Source organism: Chryseobacterium jejuense, from assembly GCF_017877355.1.
Taxonomy (GTDB): Bacteria; Bacteroidota; Bacteroidia; order Flavobacteriales; family Weeksellaceae; genus Chryseobacterium; species Chryseobacterium jejuense_A.
On sequence record NZ_JAGIPR010000006.1, the window covers coordinates 32,050 to 49,392 of the forward strand.

A 17,343-nucleotide genomic window follows, 5' to 3' on the forward strand; every position below is an offset into this window, starting at 1 on the left:
ATTACATAATATTGGTATCTCCGGAAGACATCACAGCGCTTGGCCCTCCGGTAATTGTAAGTGGTGAATCTGTGCTAATATCCATAGGGCCACCTTTACTTGATAATCCTAATGCTCCTGTAAGTGCGGTGATATCAATCATTCCTTTTCCTGCTGATGCCATAATTCCTGCTTCAGATATGGTAATAGAATTATCTCCTACCTGTAGCGTAATGCTTGTTTTTCCGTCAAGAGTGATATTTCCACCGGCATCCATTTTTAATAAGGATTGCGGTGGAGCATCTTTCTTACCGCCAACGTTGATCACATTGGTGCTTCCTGCATTTACGGTATGATTGCTATTGGCGTTGGTAGTTGCATTTCCGGTTCCGTCAAAATTCATATTGGCCCCACCCTGATCTTTAAGATTCATAGATCCGGCTCCATTATCATATTTCAATTCTGCACCACTTCTGCCGCTGAAACTCATGATATTATTTCCGGTACCACCACCAGCTCCAATTCCGCCATGATACATTCCGCCCATGACAAAAGGACGGTCCGGATGAAGATGTACAAAGTTGACAATCACCTGATCTCCCACTTCGGGAATAGACATAAAGCCACGATTCTTACCTACTTTTTCACTGCTTCCTGCATCCGGTGACATCACACGGATAAATTCGGTAGTATCCTGACCGCTTTGCCAGTCGAGCTGAACCTGTACGCGGCCTTGATTTTCAGGATCTGTGTTAGAAATGATCTTACCAAACTGTGGCTCTGCCACGGGAACTGTAAATTCCGGTCTTGGAATAAATCCGGTATCAGAAGCTATGGCCTGGAAAGATCCGTCGTAATACCCTCGTGCATCCACTTGATGGGTTACTTCTATCAGCATGAGTTTGGTAAAATACCCTGTATTATTAGTATCTGTTTTACGCATTTCTATATCTGCAATACAGCCTGGATAAAGGAACGGTACTGTTGTATTTCCGGAGGTCACAAAGACTTCCGAAGCCTTGCTTCCCGCAGCTCCTTTCTGTGAGGCATCAATATCCATGAAGGAAGCAGCCTTAATGGGTGCAACGCGTAAAGACGGCGTCTGAAAAGTCTTTTCTGAGATTTCATAGGCACGCTTGGCAATATCTGAGGTATGGGTAATTTTTGAGCTTCCGCCTTTAAATTTCTCATTTTTGCTGCTGTTATATCCATAAAATGATGGATTAACATGCTGAGCTTTCATTTTGATTTTAACGTCAGTAAGATTACTGCCGTAGGTGAGCATCACAGGTTTTTCCTGTGGAGGCAGCTGTCCGAAATGCAGTACTTCCCCATCATAAAAGAATTGCTCCCCATAAGCTTCTGCTATTCTCGCCAGATAATTATAATGGGTTTCTTCGTATTGACAACTGTAAGATACATTTCCCTGACGGGCGTCTACTCTGAAATCATATTTTCCTTGCCCAAGCCCTTCTTTGATGACTTCATTAGCAATACTGTTTAAACTCATAGGCTGAGCTCCTCCAAAACTTTGAATATGAGGGGCTGCATCTAACAGGATGGTTGGGCTGAATCCTGATAATACAAGATTCCCCAGACTTCCTTTTTCCTGACAGAATCCGACTTCTGTGATGACTCCGACAAAATTTCGTTCCGCACCACCTTCCACATCTTTATACTTAAAAACAACCGTAATCCTTTTTCCAAGGAAATTCTGAGCTTCTTCAAGATTATGATTTTCCGCACTTCCTAGAGTATCATGGGCCAGAATAAGATCAAACTCATGATGTTTGGTCGTGCTTTGGGTGAGTTTAAAGTGTTTGAAATATTTTATCGGCTTGCCTTCCACATGAATATCAAGTTTTACCACGCGGTTAATTCCTGCTATGGCACTCTCCGGAATACTGTCTGCATTAAATATTCTGGAAGTAGGCTGTTTTGCCCAGAGTTTTTCTTTAATAATGGCAGGTTCATTCGGTATCAAAGGCTGATTCAGGAATTGTTTTCCTGTATTCACCACATTAACTGCGTTATTCACTTTAGAAGCAACTTTCTTTACTTCTTTGATTTTTTTATTTTCCTGGATTTTGTTTACAAAACCTGTCTTGTCTGAATCTATTTCCGGTTTGGGAAGATTATTCTGTTCCTGAAACATGACATCAATTTTTTGGTGTATGACTTAATTGGATATTCAACCTTTGCAGGCGAGACCCTTTAGCTCAAAGAACCAATCCGTAGCTTGTAACGGCCTCTTGAACAAGCTTTTCTATGATTGATCTGAGATGGGTGCAGTTGGAATTTTCAGAAAATTTATTCCACATTTAAGTACCTGGCAGTACTTTTTTACAGGATTGATTGTTATATTTTTTCATAAGTTTTCTCGGTGATTTTGGTAATGCAATATATAACCTTAAATATTCACGTCAAAATGAATTACCTATTATTTGGAAAATTGTAGTAGAACTACGACAAAGAATTTCAAAAAGCCTTTCTATTACAGCTTTTCATAACTTCACCAAACAAAACACCCATGTTACAATCAGATAATCAGCAACATGGGTATTAATTCATGAGTAGTATGATCTATTTTTTATTTCACACCTTTTTCATAGCAATTAAATATTCCTTTACGAAAACGGACTGTTCCTACCAGCTCATATCCTTTTTTAGTATAAACAATATTAGCTGTATCATTTAAAGAAAAAGCATCAAAACGTATAGATTGATATTGGTTTTGAAGTGCAAACTCTTCTGCATAACGAATCATCTTACTTGATATTCCTTTTCCCTGTGCTGCAGGTTTTACATATAAACGGTGAATCACAATAAAAGGTGTAGGTGTTTTCCAATTCAGATCATTGTATTCTTCATCACACAATTCATTAAGTGCCATATAAGCCAGCACTTTTCCTTCCTCTTCATACACAAACCCATCTCCTTTTTCAGTATCCTCTGTAAGAACCTTTACATTGGGATATTCCTCGTCCCATTGGTCAATTCTCTCATTCAACATGTGTGTTTTTACTTCTTCAAGTACCTGAGCGGCCTGAAGTACATCCTCATGAACTGCTTTTCTAATCATTGTCATTCTAAATAGTTTTGTTTTAACATAATAAAGAATTTACTTTGAATTTTTAAGCTGCAAGGCTCTTTGATAAAAAGACTGATTGGTAATCTTCTCTTCCGCTTCATTAATCGCTGCCAACAAGTTATTCTGATTATCAGAAATGTCTCCCAATATTTGGGACATCAGTTCCCAAACCGGTTTCATTTTTTCAATAAGCTCTTCTCCTTTAAAAGTCAGCATAAACAATCTTTTACGTTCATCCTGTTTGTCTTTCTTCCATGCTATGAGTTCCTGTTTTTCCAGTTCCTTAAGCAGCGTTATGGTAGATGGATGGGTGTATCCTATTTCATTGGCGATTTCTACAACACTCGCTAATTCTTTTTGATAAATGGTATAGATTACGGGAAACCATTTAAGTTCAAAATCAATTCCAAAAGCTTTATAGATCAGGGCACCATCCTTTCTCAACTGTTCACTGAGGCGGTGCATTCTTGAAGATATGGCAAGGATTCCTGCTTCGTTGATTACATTCATGTTCAGTCAATATGTAAGTGATAAAAAATATCATCAGCACTCATTAATGGAAAACGTTCCGGAAGGGTTTCTTTTTCGATTTTTGTAAAATCGTTCCTTTCATAAAAACGCTGAGCGGCTTCCAATACTGTTATTGTTCCCAAATATAAGTCATAAACACCATTTTCACGACAGAAAGCAATTAAAATTTCCAACAAGATTTGAGCAATATTCAGTTCTCTGCCTCTGAATTCTTTTTTCACGAACATTTTTCTAAGCGCGCCTGTCGTTTCACCAAACTTTACTAAAGCAATAGAACCCACCAGTTCTCCATTTATAAAAGCTCCCAAAAAATTCCCGCCGCCTTCGTAATAAAAACTTTCAATCTGTTTCAGATCAGGCTGAGCTTCTGCAGTAATAGGGATATTAAACTCTTTTTGCTGAATGGTTAAAATCAAATCAATAAGCTGCTCCGAATAAGCATTTCCTATGGGTTGAATCTGTAATTTCATAATGTATTTATTTTAAAGTATAAAACTACGTAGTTAAATACATATATACAAATTAATTTTTTCTCTTATATTTAACTAATAAAAATTCACATTATGATGACATTACCTTTTTTAACATTCGCACTAGCATTCTGGTTAGGGTGGAAAAACCGCAGAAAACCGGCAATAATTTTATTCGCAGTAAGTATTTTACTTGTTATTGTAGTAGCAAAGTATCATATAACCAATGAACTGAATCTTCAATTTTAAAAAACACTATTATGAATAATCAAAATATTGCCTATATTAATTTCTTGGGAATAATAATCGTTTCCGCTATTTTATCAGGTGCTTATTATTTTCAATTTGTAATGCACGAATATCCATGTCCCTTATGTTTATTACAACGGGTATGTTTCTTCGGGCTTATGTTTGGGCTCTTTTTAAACCTGAGATTTGGATTTAGTTCAGCACACTATGGATTGTCTATCCTGAGTGCATTGCTGGGAGCTGGAATTTCTTATCGACAAATATTACTCCATATATGCCCAAGCCCCACTGACCATGGTTTTGGAACTCCTGCATTCGGAATGCATCTTTATAGCTGGGCCCTTATTGCCTTTCTCTCCGGCATACTGGCTATTGCTCTTTTGCTTCTATATTCAGGTCAATTTGAAAAAAAAGAAAATCATCAACTTAGTCCTGGTTTCAAGGTATTAGCTAATTGGGCTTTTGTACTCTGTTTTTTATTGGCCTTAACGAACGGCCTGGCTACTTTTTTTGAATGTGGTATTGGCTTTTGCCCGGATGATCCGGATTCCTACATGATCTTTAATGGAGAATGGTGGTAATCGGGATATGAACAAAAAATAAGAGTTGCAGGAAAACTGCAACTCTTATTTTTTCAAAGGATTTATAAATTATTTCCAGCCTCCACCTAAAGCCTGATACAGCTCAACAGCAGCCTTCATTTTGTTATATCTTGTATTAGAAATACTAACTCAAGAAAAAAAGGCTATGGAAGTATTAGCAACGCTACGCTGACAAGAGCAATCAAAAGATCCGAGATCACTTATAGTAAGACTCTTTATAGCTCTTTTGCCTTTGAGCTTAGCTCTTTATAACGTACAATAAATCCGTCATTTTGTAATTTTTATATTAAAATTTATAAAAAAATGAATAAAATTAATAATGACAAATAAAAACAGGTCATTTTAGATTAAAAATTCAATAAAAAAGTTAAAACAACATCATATTCGTAAAATTTATTTATATTATATGTGAATAATTTATATTTTTACATAACTAATTTAAAACAACATATTTATGAAAAATCTAAAACTATTCGCTATCGCATTCGGAATGCTATCTCTTTCTTCATGTAACAGAAATGAGGAGGAACAAAATCCTCAACAGCCTAACCAGGAAAACCAAGCAAAGCATTCATTAGGAGCCGTGCTGGTGGATGAAGGCACTTATAATTCGTATGCTAAAGCTGATATAGAAGCCTTAACATTGAAATTTAAAGGTAAATCAGCCAAAGCAGTAACAGCTTCTATTCCATCAAGCTATATTATTCCAAACACACCTCAAATAGTAAATCAAGGACAGGAAGGTTCATGTGTTGCTTTTGCTACCGCTTATGCTGCTTCCAGTATTCTGGAATATAATTTTAAAGGGGTTACTAATCCAAGAAGCCCGGAATATGTATATAATCAAATAAAAATAAGCGGCTGTCCTAATGGAACTTATGTATCCCGTGGATTAGATTTAATAAAAAACCAAGGAGTTTGCAGCTGGAATGAAATGCCATATACAGATGCAGAGTGCTCTACACAGCCAAATGCTACTCAAAAAAGTGCTGCAAGTACACATAAATTTACAACTTGGGCCACTGTAGACAAAACAAATATCAATAATGTAAAGACACTCTTAAGTATGAATTTACCCATAGTCATTGCAGTTACGGTAGATGGGAGTTTTGATAGTTTAAGCTCTGCAAACAAGTGGATATGGAAAAGCCATTCCGGGACTGTAAGAGGAGGACATGCCATTTGTGTGGTGGGTTATGACGATGCTAAACAAGCCTTTAAGGTACAAAATTCCTGGGGTAAAACATGGGGTGACAATGGATTTTTCTGGATAGATTATGCATTCTTTGCAAAGACTACAAAGGGTGCTATTAATGAATCTTATGTAGCGTATGTTCAATAAAAAAGAAACTATAAAAAATTAAAATCGTGGCTGGAATAAATTCCGGCCATTTTTTTGTCTTTTAAATCCGAATACACCACTTTTTTATTAATTAGATTCATATATAGTTATTGTGTTTTCCCCTAAATTCTCTATTATAACTTTAGGTCTTTGTAAATAAAAAACGTGCGCCATTCCTGGCACACGTTTTATAATTTGTACAAAATACCGTTTATTTCCAGCCTCCGCCCAAAGCCTGATACAGCTCAACGGCAGCCTTCATTTTGTTATATCTCGCATTAGAAATATTAAGTTCCGCATTCAATGAATTAACACTGGCATTCAGAACTTCAAGATAATTGGCCATCCCATAGTTTACCAATTCCTGAGAATATTCTACAGAGTTTTTGTAGGCATTCAGTTCTTTTTCCTTTAACTCAATAAATGAATCCTGAACAGAGAACACTCTGATGGCATCAGAAACTTCTTTTCCGGCAGTAAGCACTGTTTTTCTGAAGTTCAGATAAGCCGTTTCCTGATTGGCAAGACTTACATCATAGTTCGTTCTGATAGTTCTTTTGTTCAAAATAGGCTGAGCTAATCCTGCTACCACATTCGCAAACAATGAGTTTACATTGAACAGGTGATCGATATCTACAGACTGAAGTCCTCCGGTTCCTGTAAGCTTTAATGTTGGATAAAACTGAGCTTTTGCAGCATTAGTCAACTCAAATGCATTCATTAAGCTGTATTCTGCTCTCATAACATCCGGGCGGTTAGCCAATAATTGAGCAGGATATCCCAATTTCAAGTCGATGGGAAGGTTTTGCCCTTCCAGAGTAGATCTTTCAATAGTATGAGAAGACTCACCCATTAAAAGACTCATGGTATTTTCAAGCAGTTGAATCTGGGTATCAATATCAATCAATAAAGATTTTGCATTGAAAACTAGGGCCTCACTCTGTTGTACAGCCACCTCTGTAAGGGTTCCGGAAGTCTTTAATGCTTTTGTTGTTTCCAGATTTTTTTCACGGATTGCAATTGTTTCTGTGATGATCTTTTTCTGAGCATCAAAAGTCAGCAATTGATAGTAAGCAGAGGCAATAGAGGCAACAAGTCCGCTTTTTACAGCCTTATGAGCTGCAACAGTTCCTAAGTATGCCGCTAATTGTGCCTTTTCCTGTGCTCTCATTTTTCCCCAGATATCAGCTTCCCAACCAAGGCTGGCTGTAATATCAAACTGATTGACATATCGTCTTTCTCCGATAATCTGTCCAAACTGTGTATTGATAGACTGTGTCTGGAAAGTATAATTGGGACCTACAGAAAGAGTCGGCGCATAGGCAGCTTTACTTTGTTTCAGATAAGCTTCTGCAGAATTAATGCTTTGCAACGCAATTCGGATGTCCAGATTATTATCTAATGCCTTTGAAATATGTCCTTGAAGTACCGGATCTGTAAAGATTTCCTTCCAAGAGATATTGGCAACGCTGGCGCTGTCTGAAGGAAGCATATCTGTACGGAAAAGCTTTTCATCAACAACGTTCTTCGGCCTTTCGTATTCCTTTCTGGCCATACAGGACGTGATGGCTCCCAGCATAATGGCTGAGAAAGTTATTCCTTTTATGATGTTTATTAAACTCTTCATTGTTTAAAATTAGAAGTTAGAAATCAGAGGTTAGAAGCTAAACATCAGACTAATTTCTATGTTCAGCTTCCAGCTTCTCTAATTAATTTTTACTCTGCTAAATTGATGTCTTCTTTTTTAATAGGTTTGATCTTTTCCTGTATGGTTTCAAAAATCACATACAATACCGGAATTACGAATAATCCTAAGATAGTTCCTATCAGCAATCCTATCGCTGCACCGGTTGCAATTGACCTGTTACCTACCGCACCAATTCCGCTTGCTAGCACCAACGGTAATAAACCGAAGATAAAGGCGAATGATGTCATTAGAATGGGTCTTACCCTCGCCTTAGCTGCATTGATAGCTGACATTACAATAGTTTCACCATGATGCCTTCTCTGAACAGCAAATTCTACGATAAGGATCGCATTTTTCGCCAACAGTCCCACCAGCATGATCAAAGCAATCTGGAAATAAATATTATTTTCCAAGCCCATTACCTTCTGTCCTAAGTAAGCTCCCATTACCCCTAAAGGAAGAGAGATTACCACAACCAGCGGAAGGATATAACTTTCATACTGTGCAGAAAGAATAAAGTATACAAAAATTAAACTCAACGCAAAGATCAAAAGCGTCTGAGATCCTGAATTTAATTCTTCTCGTGTTAACCCGGTAAATTCTACTGCATAGTTTTGGTTCAGTGTTTCACTGGCTACCTGCTGTACAGCAGTAATGGCATCTCCGGAACTGTATCCTTCAGAGTTTGCTCCCGTTACTTTCACAGAGGTAAACAAGTTATAACGACTTACAGATTGCGGTCCATATGCTTTTGTTAATGTTACAAATTGTGAAATCGGAGACATGATACCGGAACCGGTTCTTATATAAAGTTCGTTTAGATTATCAATATTCTTTCTGTTCTCAGGAAGAGCCTGAACCATAACTCTAAACTGCTTTCCATACTTGGTAAAGTCTGCGGTATAAATACCCCCAATATACCCTTGCATAGTAGCCAAGATATCATTTACAGAGACCCCAAGCTGTTTAGCTAACGGAACATTAATCTCCATCTGATACTGAGGATATTTGGTATTGAATGACGTTTGTGCAAATTGAATTTCCGGTCTCTGCATCAGCTTACCGATAAATTCATTTGTTTTATTATCCAAATCAGCATAGTCGCCACCTGATTTGTCCAGCAATACCATTTCAAAACCTGCACTACTACCAAAACCTGGTACACTTGGAGGTTGGAAGAATACTACTTTAGCGTCAGGAACAGCTCCTACAATTCCAAATAATTTCTTCGTAATATCTTCAGAAGTTTGTCCACCTGCTTTTCTTTCTTCAAATGGCTTCAGTTTAACAAAGGCAAGACCGTTGTTACTACCGTTTCCGGATAAGAAACCTCTACCTGTAGAAATAGTAACATTTTGTACTCCCGGAACTTTCATAGCTTTAGCCTGAAGAGTTTTCAAAGCATTGTAGGTTCTTTCCATAGAGGCCCCCGGAGGAAGCTGAACATCTGTAAAGATAATTCCTCTATCTTCTGTAGGTACAAACCCTTTCTTCATACTGGTACTTGCCCAGAATAAAATACCTCCGGTAATCGCAAAAATAATCAGCGTTACCCATTTATGTCTTAAAAGGAAAACAAATCCTCTTCCGTAACGTTCAGTAGTTGTTTTAAAAGCAATATTGAACTTATAGAAAAATTTCTGTAACAGATTTAAGTTCTTATACTCTGCATGATGCTCTGCGTGGGGCTTTAAGAATAATGAACATAAAACCGGACTCAACGTTAATGCATTAATCGCAGAAATGATAATTGCAATAATCAGCGTAATACCAAACTGTTGGTAGAATACCCCTGTAGGCCCTGTAATGAAGGTTACCGGGATAAATACTGCTGCCATTACCAAAGTAATAGAAATAATAGCCCCTGTAATCTCATCCATTGCTTCTACCGTAGCTTTTTTCGCATCTGAAATACCGTGCTCCATCTTCGCATGAACGGCCTCCACGACCACAATGGCATCATCCACCACAATACCGATGGCGAGTACCAATGCAAATAAGGTTAAGAGGTTCAATGAATACCCGAAGAGATTCAGGAAAAAGAACGCTCCTACAATAGATACCGGAACCGCAATAGCTGGAATCAGAGTAGACCTGAAATCCTGAAGGAAAATATATACTACAATAAATACCAGGATAAAGGCTTCAATCAGGGTATGTACTACCTTTTCAATAGAAGCCTCCAGGAATTCGTTGGTATCAAAGTTAAAGGTATACTTGATTCCCTGTGGAAAAGTTCCTTCTGCCGATTTCAGATAAGTTTTGATATTTTTAATAATCTCCTGTGCGTTGGATCCCGGAGTCTGGAAGATCCCCATACTGATGGAAGGATTGTTTCCGTTTTCCCCGACACCTGTGTAAGACTGGCCTGCCAGTTCTACTTTTGCAACATCTTTCAGCATCAGGTTTTGTCCGTTTGCAAGAGCTTTGATGATGATATTATCGTACTGTTCTTTATCGTTAAATTTACCTACATATTTGATAATATATTCAAAAGAACTTCCACTGTTTTGTCCGATAGAACCTGCTGCGGCTTCTCTACTCTGCTCGTTGATCGCATTGGTAACATCTGTAGGTGTTACTCCATAGGCAGCCATTTTTGCAGGATCCAGCCAGATTCTCATTGAGTAATTTTTACCTCCGAAAACGTTGGCATCACCTACACCATTTACCCTTTTTAGGTTGGGAATAATATTAATATTCAAAAAGTTCTGAAGATATACGTCATCAAGATCTTTATTTTCAGAGTAGAAAGACATATACATCAGGGCGCTGGTCTGCTGCTTCTGGGTTACCACCCCTGAACGTGTTACTTCAGACGGCAGAAGTGGTGTTGCTCTGGCCACACGGTTCTGTACGTTTACCGCTGCAATATCCGGGTCTATTCCTTGCTTGAAGAAAACCTGAATCTGGGCAGAACCATCGTTTCCGGCGCTGGAAGTAATATAATCCATTCCTTCCACCCCGTTGATCTGCTCTTCCAAAGGTACTACCACACTTTTCATCACCGTTTCAGCATTGGCTCCCGTATAGTTTGCGGAAACACTCACTGTAGGCGGTGCAATATCCGGATACTGTGTAACCGGTAACGAGATCAGCCCTAGCACACCGAGAATCACAATCAAAATTGAGATTACGGTAGATAAAACCGGTCTGTTAATAAAGTTTTTTATCATTAGAATTTCGGTTTTATAGATTGAACAAGACTATCCATTTTGATTGGTTTCGGCTTCACTGCTGTTCCCGGCTTCAGGCCTCCGATTCCGGCTGCAATAACTTTTTCCCCTTTATTAACTCCTGATTTGATAAGCGCTAAATTGTCAATTCTGTCAATAACATTTACAACAACATTTCTGGCAGTATCTCCTTTTTCCACTTTGTATACGTAAACAATTCCTTGTTGTTCGTAAGTAGCGCTTTCCGGAACTACCAATACATTGTCATAATGCTGAGGGAACCTGATGGTTCCACTGTTACCATTGCTTAATAATTTTTGAGCATTGGGGAATGCAACTCTGAACTGAATGGTTCCTGTTGTTGGATCAATCTGACCTGTGATAGCTTCAATTCTTCCTTTTTCAGGATAAAGGCTTCCGTTGGCTAACTGAAGCTCTACCATTGGTAAGTTTTTTATTTTCTCAGGCATAGAAGCTCCGGGAGCTTTTTCAAGGAAATTGAAGTATTCTTTTTCATTCATCGCAAAGTAGGCAAAGATCTCAGAAGTATCAGAAATCGTTGTTAATGGTGTCTGATCAGAGGGTCCTACCAAACTTCCTACCTTTAACGGAAGTCTTCCAATTACCCCTGAAATAGGAGCACGAATGATGGAATACTCGATATTCGCTTCTACTCCTTTATAATTGGCTTCAGCTTGTCTTTTTGCAGCATGAGCCTGTGCCAACTGTGCCTGTGCCTGTGCAAGTTGAGCCTGAGCTGACTGTAGCTGTACGTTACTGATAATATTTTTCTGAACCAGTGGTTTTAGTTTGTTCACTTCTACCTGTGCAGCGTTTACAGAAGCCTGTGCAGCGGCAATGTTAGATTCAGCAGCTCCGATTCCAGCTTTGGAAGCGGCAGCGTTTTCGGTAAGGATATTAGTTTCCAAGCGGAACAAAGGTTGTCCTTTGGTAACATATTGTCCTTCATCTACCAGTAACTGGGTAATATATCCCTGTATTTTAGCACGTACATCATTGTTTACCCTACCCTGAATGGTAGCCGGAAACGTCTGATAACCTACTATATTTTTTGACTCCACAGAAACAACAGGATACGGCTTGGCACCATCCTGTTTCGGAGCTTCTTTTTTGCAGGCTGTGAGAGAAAGCGCTGCAATCGAAAGTATAACTAGCTTATTATTCATTTTATAGTTTATTAAGAGATTCCTGAATATTTTCTATGTTTTTATTTAAGAGTGCTTTGTAAACTTCTATTCTTTCATTGTATCCATCGTCTTTACTTTTTTTAAAATTGTTTAAATCATCTAATAGTTTTAATTCGTCCCGCATTTTCTGGACAATTTTCTCAAATCGAATTTTCTTGTATTCATCATTGATGAAAAAATACCGTTTCCGCTCATCCATTTTGTTATGGTCTACGATAAGCTGTGCATTCAATAGCAGTGAAATACTTGTGGAAACAGAACTTTTGCTCGCAGAGAGCACTTCAACAAATTCGTCAAAAGTAATTCCTACTTTCTCATAATCGAAAAGAAGGTAGGAATAGATTTTTGAGGCTAATGGGGGTAGGTTGAAAATGGTGCCGTAGAATTTTACGGCATCCTGAAAAATCTTTTCATCAATTTCTATACTTTGGTGCATAATATAAAAATTTGAACAAATGTAAAAATTAGTTCAGAACCAAACGAACAAAGCTGATAGAGATTATAAATATAAGGCGTTTTAAAAATTCAATGAAAGTTGATTTAACTTTTTGCTTAAATTATAATCTTCTCAAAAGCTTTCCTTACTCCATCTGCCAAAACAACTTCTCCACAATAAGAGTACCCTTTACTTTCAAGAATTTTAAGCATTGCAATATTATCATAGTTTGTATCTACCTTAACACTCTGAATTCCATTAGCTCTGGTAAAATCTTCAATGTGATCGAAAAGTTTTTTTACCATTCCCTGTCCTGCAAACTTTTCATCAATAGCTACACGATGTACCACTACAAATTCTCCGTTGCTGAGCCACGCCCCTTCAATTTTACTGTATGCAGGTTCATCGTTAAGGATCAAAGCTGCATAAACCGCAATTTCTCCATCTACTGTAAGTACATATCCAAAACCTTTTGCAATATCGCTTTCTACTGTGTCAAGATTGGGATAGCCATTCTGCCATTGTGTACTTCCGTCCTGTCTTCTTCTTTCAATGGATTGCTGGATGATTCTCCAAATAATGTCTCTGTCTTCAATTTCCGATTTTCTTAGTTTGATTTCTGGATTCATGTTGTTGATTTTGATTAAAAAATATAAAGATTAAAAGACTAAAAATCAGAACCATTTATTTTTAGGCTGAATTTTGCTTAACGCAAAGGTTTTATTTATAAAGCTTAAGATTTTAAGTAAGCAAATAAACTGACTTCATCGTTGAAGAAGCTGGATGGCTATGCGGGTAGCCTAATGAGAATCAATTTCATTGATCCCGTCTTTGACTCCTTAAAAATATAACATAAGGTTCCTAGAACTTTGCATTAAATTTAAATCAGATCAATACAAACTTCTGTTTATCCAAACTTTGGTTCTTCTTTATAATAGTTCTTCAAGTCATCTTTTAAACATTTAATTTTTTAATAATTTAATGTTTGATTTAATTAAAAAACCGAAAACTAATTAGAAATTAATTTTCGGTTCGAAGTAGTAAAATTTAAAATTATGAAATTGTTTTATTAATTTTCATTTTGTTGAAGATAAGCATCAATAATTTCGAAGGCTTTATTCTCATCCTGCAGATCCACCATAACCTTTAGCGATGTTGCGGTAGGTGTTGTGGTAAATGTAAGATAGTTATTTTCAACAGTGTTTGTAATTTGCGCGTCATCCAATTTAGACTTAACCAACTGAATTTCTGAAGGGTTATCACTTTCATAAACTGACACTCTCGTACTTCTTTCCATATTCTAATTGTTTGAGTATTTAAATGTACAATGTTTTTTCGAAAATTACAAATCTTTATTTTTAAATTTTATTAATATTATTTTCAATTTTATCTAATGCCAATTGAATTTCTTCTTTGGTAACATTCAGATGTGGTCTGAAACGTAAAGAATGATCTCCACATGGAAGAATGATTAATCCATCATTGAATAATTCAGTCATCATCTTATTTCTGTCAGCTCCGGATGGAAGATCAATGGCACACATTAATCCTCTACCTCTTGCATTGGAAATTTTTGCAGGATATTTCTCAGCTAATGCTTTTAAGCTTTCCAATAAGAAATCACCTACTACCCTTGCATTTTCTACAAGGTTTTCTTTTTCGATAACTTCCATTACCAGTTGGAAACGAAGCATGTCGATAAAGTTTCCTCCAAATGTAGAGTTGATTCTTGAACTTTCTCTGAAAACATTGTTAGGAACTTCATCAAATTTCTCTTTATTGGCTAATACTCCACAAACCTGAGCTTTTTTACCAAAAGAAATGATATCCGGTTTAGCTGTAAAGTGCTGGAATGCCCACATTTTACCTGTAATGGCAATACCTGTCTGAACTTCGTCAAAAATGAGTAAGATTTCATTGTCATCACAGATTTTTCTTAAACCTAGTAAGAATTCATCTCTGAAATGGTTATCACCACCTTCTGCCTGAATAGGTTCAATGATGATACAAGCTACTTTATCAGGATTCATCAGAATAGCTTCTTCAATCTGAACTAAAGCTAGTTGCTCGTTCTTGATTGTTTCAGCCAAATTCTCCTCTGTAATCGGGAATGATAATTTTGGATTCAAGATTCTTGGCCACTTAAACATTGGGAAATATTGATACTTTCTAGGATCTGAAGTGTTTGTTAAACTTAGAGTATAACCACTTCTTCCGTGGAAAGCCTGTTTAAAGTGAATACAGATTCCTGCTTCAGTATCAAGTCCTTTTTCAAAGTTTTTGCGCGTTTTCCAGTCGAAGCAAGCCTTTAATGCGTTTTCAACACCTAAAGTTCCACCTTCAATAAAGAAAGCGTATTGTAGTTCTTCAGGAATAACCACTCTTTCGAACACTTCTAAAAAGTGAGCATATTCTTCTGAATAAACATCTGCTAATGTTGGCTTGTTAACTGCCATTCTTCCCAACCATTCTGATCTTTCTAAAAGATACGGGTGGTTGTACCCGATGGAAGCTGATGCAAACATAGAGAACATATCCAGGTATTCTCTGTCTGTAAGTTTATCATAAAGCCATGATCCGTGAGATTTTTCAATATCCATCACGAAATCGAAACCGTCCGCCAACACGTGTTTCCCAACTGTTTCTTTAACTTTATTTGCTTGTATATCTAATGTGTGTTCCATAATAAATTGTTGTGTGATTTAATAAGTGAATGATTAAACAATCAAAAGACTGAACATTTAATCATTCAGGTTATTAAGTTTTTTATAGTTTTTTTATTGCTTCAAGTAAAGCTTTTATAAATCAAATTTAATTCCTTGTGCTAAAGGAAGTTGTGCAGTATAATTTATAGTATTAGTTTGTCTTCTCATATAATACTTCCAGGCATCTGATCCTGATTCTCTTCCACCTCCGGTTTCTTTTTCACCTCCGAAAGCTCCTCCGATTTCTGCACCAGAAGTACCAATATTTACGTTCGCAATACCACAATCTGAACCTGCATGAGAAAGGAATAATTCTGCTTCTCTAAGGTTTTGAGTCATGATTGCAGAAGAAAGTCCCTGTGGAACATCATTCTGAATAACGATGGCTTCTTCTAATGTTTTGTATTTGATTAAGTATAAAATAGGTGCAAATGTCTCGTGCTGAACAATCTCGTAAGAGTTTTTCACTTCAGCAACGCAAGGTTTTACATAGCATCCGGATTCATAGTCTTTTCCGGATAAAACACCGCCTTCAACAACGAATTTTCCGCCTTCTTTTTTACATTTCTTGATAGATTCCTGATATTGGTTTACTGCATCTACATCAATGAGTGGTCCTACATGGTTTGTTTCATCCAATGGGTTTCCGATCTTCAATTGACCATAAGCTTTTACCAGTCTTGTTTTTACTTCATCATACACGTCTTCGTGGATAATCAGCCTTCTTGTAGATGTACATCTTTGTCCAGCAGTTCCTACCGCTCCGAAAACAGCTCCAATGATAGACATATTAAGATCTGCTTCTTTGGTAATGATAATCGCATTGTTACCTCCTAATTCAAGGATAGATTTTCCGAATCTTTCTGCTACTTTAGAAGAAACCATTCTTCCTACTCTTGTAGAGCCTGTGAAAGATACTAAAGCGACTCTCTTGTCATCAACTAATTTCTGTCCGATTTCGTGATCTGCTACCAATACACTTGAAATTCCTTCAGAAAGATTGTTCTCTTTCAAAACTTCATTCATAATATTCTGGCAGGCAATGGCACAAAGCGGAGTTTTTTCCGATGGCTTCCAGATGGTAACATTACCACAAATCCATGCTAATGCTGTGTTCCAAGACCATACTGCTACCGGGAAGTTGAATGCAGTGATGATTCCCACTACCCCAAGCGGATGGTATTGTTCATACATTCTGTGACCAGGTCTTTCTGAGTGCATTGTATATCCCTGAAGCTGTCTTGAAAGTCCTACTGCAAAATCGCAGATATCGATCATTTCCTGTACTTCCCCAAGTCCTTCCTGCAAAGATTTACCCATTTCGTAAGAAACCAGTTTTCCAAGATCGTCTTTATATTCTCTTAACTTTAAACCAAGCTGTCTTACGATCTCTCCTCTCTTAGGAGCCGGGATCAGCCTGAATTCCTGAAATGCCTTTTGAGCCGTTTCAATTACTTTGTCATAATCACTTTCTCCGGAAGTCTTTACTTTTGCAATTAATTTTCCGTCTGCAGGAGATACGCTTTCTATCGTCTTTCCTGATGCGAAATATTTACCGCCCACTGAAGTACCTTTATTCTCTTCTTTAATACCAAGGTTTTTGAGTGTTTTTTCGATTCCGAAATCCTTTACTTTTTTTGACATAAAATCTTACTTTTCGTTCTCTCTAAAGATAAAAATATTATGCGAACCTCAAAACTTTAATTTTTTAATATGTTATTTATTTGGACTAATTATAAACATGCTTATCTTTGTACAGTAATCTTTTTGACAATCACCGATGGAAAATTCACAAGAAAATAACTCAAAGTTTAAAAAGTGGTTCAAGCGTGTGGGATGGGCAGGGTTTGCTTTCTTTACCATTAAA

General features: G+C 37.2%; 15 protein-coding genes. 3 read left to right on the forward strand and 12 right to left on the reverse strand.

Features of this window, described 5'->3' with window-relative positions:
* Position 1: 1 nt before the first annotated feature.
* The 4 genes from J2772_RS13280 to J2772_RS13295 form a co-directional block, all read right to left on the reverse strand.
* On the reverse strand, positions 2-2,134 hold the full coding sequence (locus J2772_RS13280) for a type VI secretion system Vgr family protein (protein WP_209917408.1): 2,133 nt from the start codon (positions 2,132-2,134) through the stop codon (positions 2-4).
* Positions 2,135-2,569: 435 nt separating this feature from the next.
* Entirely contained in the window at positions 2,570-3,061 is a 492-nt protein-coding gene (locus tag J2772_RS13285; protein ID WP_209917410.1) for a GNAT family N-acetyltransferase, read from the reverse strand.
* A 39-nt stretch (positions 3,062-3,100) separates the two neighbouring features.
* A complete protein-coding gene (locus J2772_RS13290) occupies positions 3,101-3,580 on the reverse strand; it encodes a MarR family winged helix-turn-helix transcriptional regulator (RefSeq protein ID WP_209917413.1) in 480 nt (159 codons plus the stop codon).
* A 2-nt stretch (positions 3,581-3,582) separates the two neighbouring features.
* On the reverse strand, positions 3,583-4,071 hold the full coding sequence (locus tag J2772_RS13295) for a GNAT family N-acetyltransferase (protein WP_209917415.1): 489 nt from the start codon (positions 4,069-4,071) through the stop codon (positions 3,583-3,585).
* 96 nt (positions 4,072-4,167) lie between these two features.
* Between J2772_RS13295 and J2772_RS24425 the strand changes: the two genes are divergently transcribed.
* The 3 genes from J2772_RS24425 to J2772_RS13305 all read left to right on the forward strand — a co-directional run bounded on the left by J2772_RS24425 (position 4,168) and on the right by J2772_RS13305 (position 6,264).
* Complete coding sequence (locus tag J2772_RS24425) at positions 4,168-4,320, forward strand: DUF5993 family protein (protein WP_410494429.1); 153 nt, start codon at positions 4,168-4,170, stop codon at positions 4,318-4,320.
* A gap of 11 nt (positions 4,321-4,331) precedes the next feature.
* Positions 4,332-4,901, forward strand: a complete 570-nt coding sequence (locus J2772_RS13300; RefSeq protein ID WP_209917416.1) for a disulfide bond formation protein B — start codon at positions 4,332-4,334, stop codon at positions 4,899-4,901.
* Positions 4,902-5,376: 475 nt separating this feature from the next.
* The gene (locus J2772_RS13305) at positions 5,377-6,264 is read left to right on the forward strand and encodes a C1 family peptidase (protein ID WP_209917418.1); all 888 of its coding nucleotides are present in this window, start codon (positions 5,377-5,379) and stop codon (positions 6,262-6,264) included.
* A gap of 211 nt (positions 6,265-6,475) precedes the next feature.
* Here the strand turns inward: J2772_RS13305 and J2772_RS13310 are convergent, their stop codons facing one another.
* From J2772_RS13310 to J2772_RS13345, 8 genes are all read right to left on the reverse strand, one after another.
* The gene (locus J2772_RS13310) at positions 6,476-7,891 is read right to left on the reverse strand and encodes an efflux transporter outer membrane subunit (RefSeq protein WP_209917420.1); all 1,416 of its coding nucleotides are present in this window, start codon (positions 7,889-7,891) and stop codon (positions 6,476-6,478) included.
* Between the two features lie 89 nt (positions 7,892-7,980).
* The gene (locus J2772_RS13315; protein WP_209917422.1) at positions 7,981-11,127 is read right to left on the reverse strand and encodes an efflux RND transporter permease subunit; all 3,147 of its coding nucleotides are present in this window, start codon (positions 11,125-11,127) and stop codon (positions 7,981-7,983) included.
* Entirely contained in the window at positions 11,127-12,314 is a 1,188-nt protein-coding gene (locus J2772_RS13320; RefSeq protein ID WP_209917424.1) for an efflux RND transporter periplasmic adaptor subunit, read from the reverse strand. The genes J2772_RS13315 and J2772_RS13320 overlap by 1 nt, the downstream gene beginning before the upstream one ends.
* 1 nt (position 12,315) lies before the next feature.
* Positions 12,316-12,771 carry a transcriptional regulator gene (locus tag J2772_RS13325; protein WP_045496389.1) on the reverse strand — a complete coding sequence of 152 codons (456 nt, stop codon included), beginning with the start codon at positions 12,769-12,771 and terminating at the stop codon, positions 12,316-12,318.
* Positions 12,772-12,887: 116 nt separating this feature from the next.
* On the reverse strand, positions 12,888-13,400 hold the full coding sequence (locus tag J2772_RS13330; RefSeq protein WP_209917426.1) for a GNAT family N-acetyltransferase: 513 nt from the start codon (positions 13,398-13,400) through the stop codon (positions 12,888-12,890).
* Between the two features lie 440 nt (positions 13,401-13,840).
* On the reverse strand, positions 13,841-14,068 hold the full coding sequence (locus J2772_RS13335; RefSeq protein ID WP_209917428.1) for a DUF2007 domain-containing protein: 228 nt from the start codon (positions 14,066-14,068) through the stop codon (positions 13,841-13,843).
* A 61-nt stretch (positions 14,069-14,129) separates the two neighbouring features.
* A complete protein-coding gene (gene lat, locus J2772_RS13340; protein WP_209917430.1) occupies positions 14,130-15,455 on the reverse strand; it encodes an L-lysine 6-transaminase in 1,326 nt (441 codons plus the stop codon).
* A gap of 114 nt (positions 15,456-15,569) precedes the next feature.
* The gene (locus tag J2772_RS13345) at positions 15,570-17,120 is read right to left on the reverse strand and encodes an aldehyde dehydrogenase family protein (protein ID WP_209917432.1); all 1,551 of its coding nucleotides are present in this window, start codon (positions 17,118-17,120) and stop codon (positions 15,570-15,572) included.
* Between the last annotated feature and the right edge of the window lie 223 nt (positions 17,121-17,343).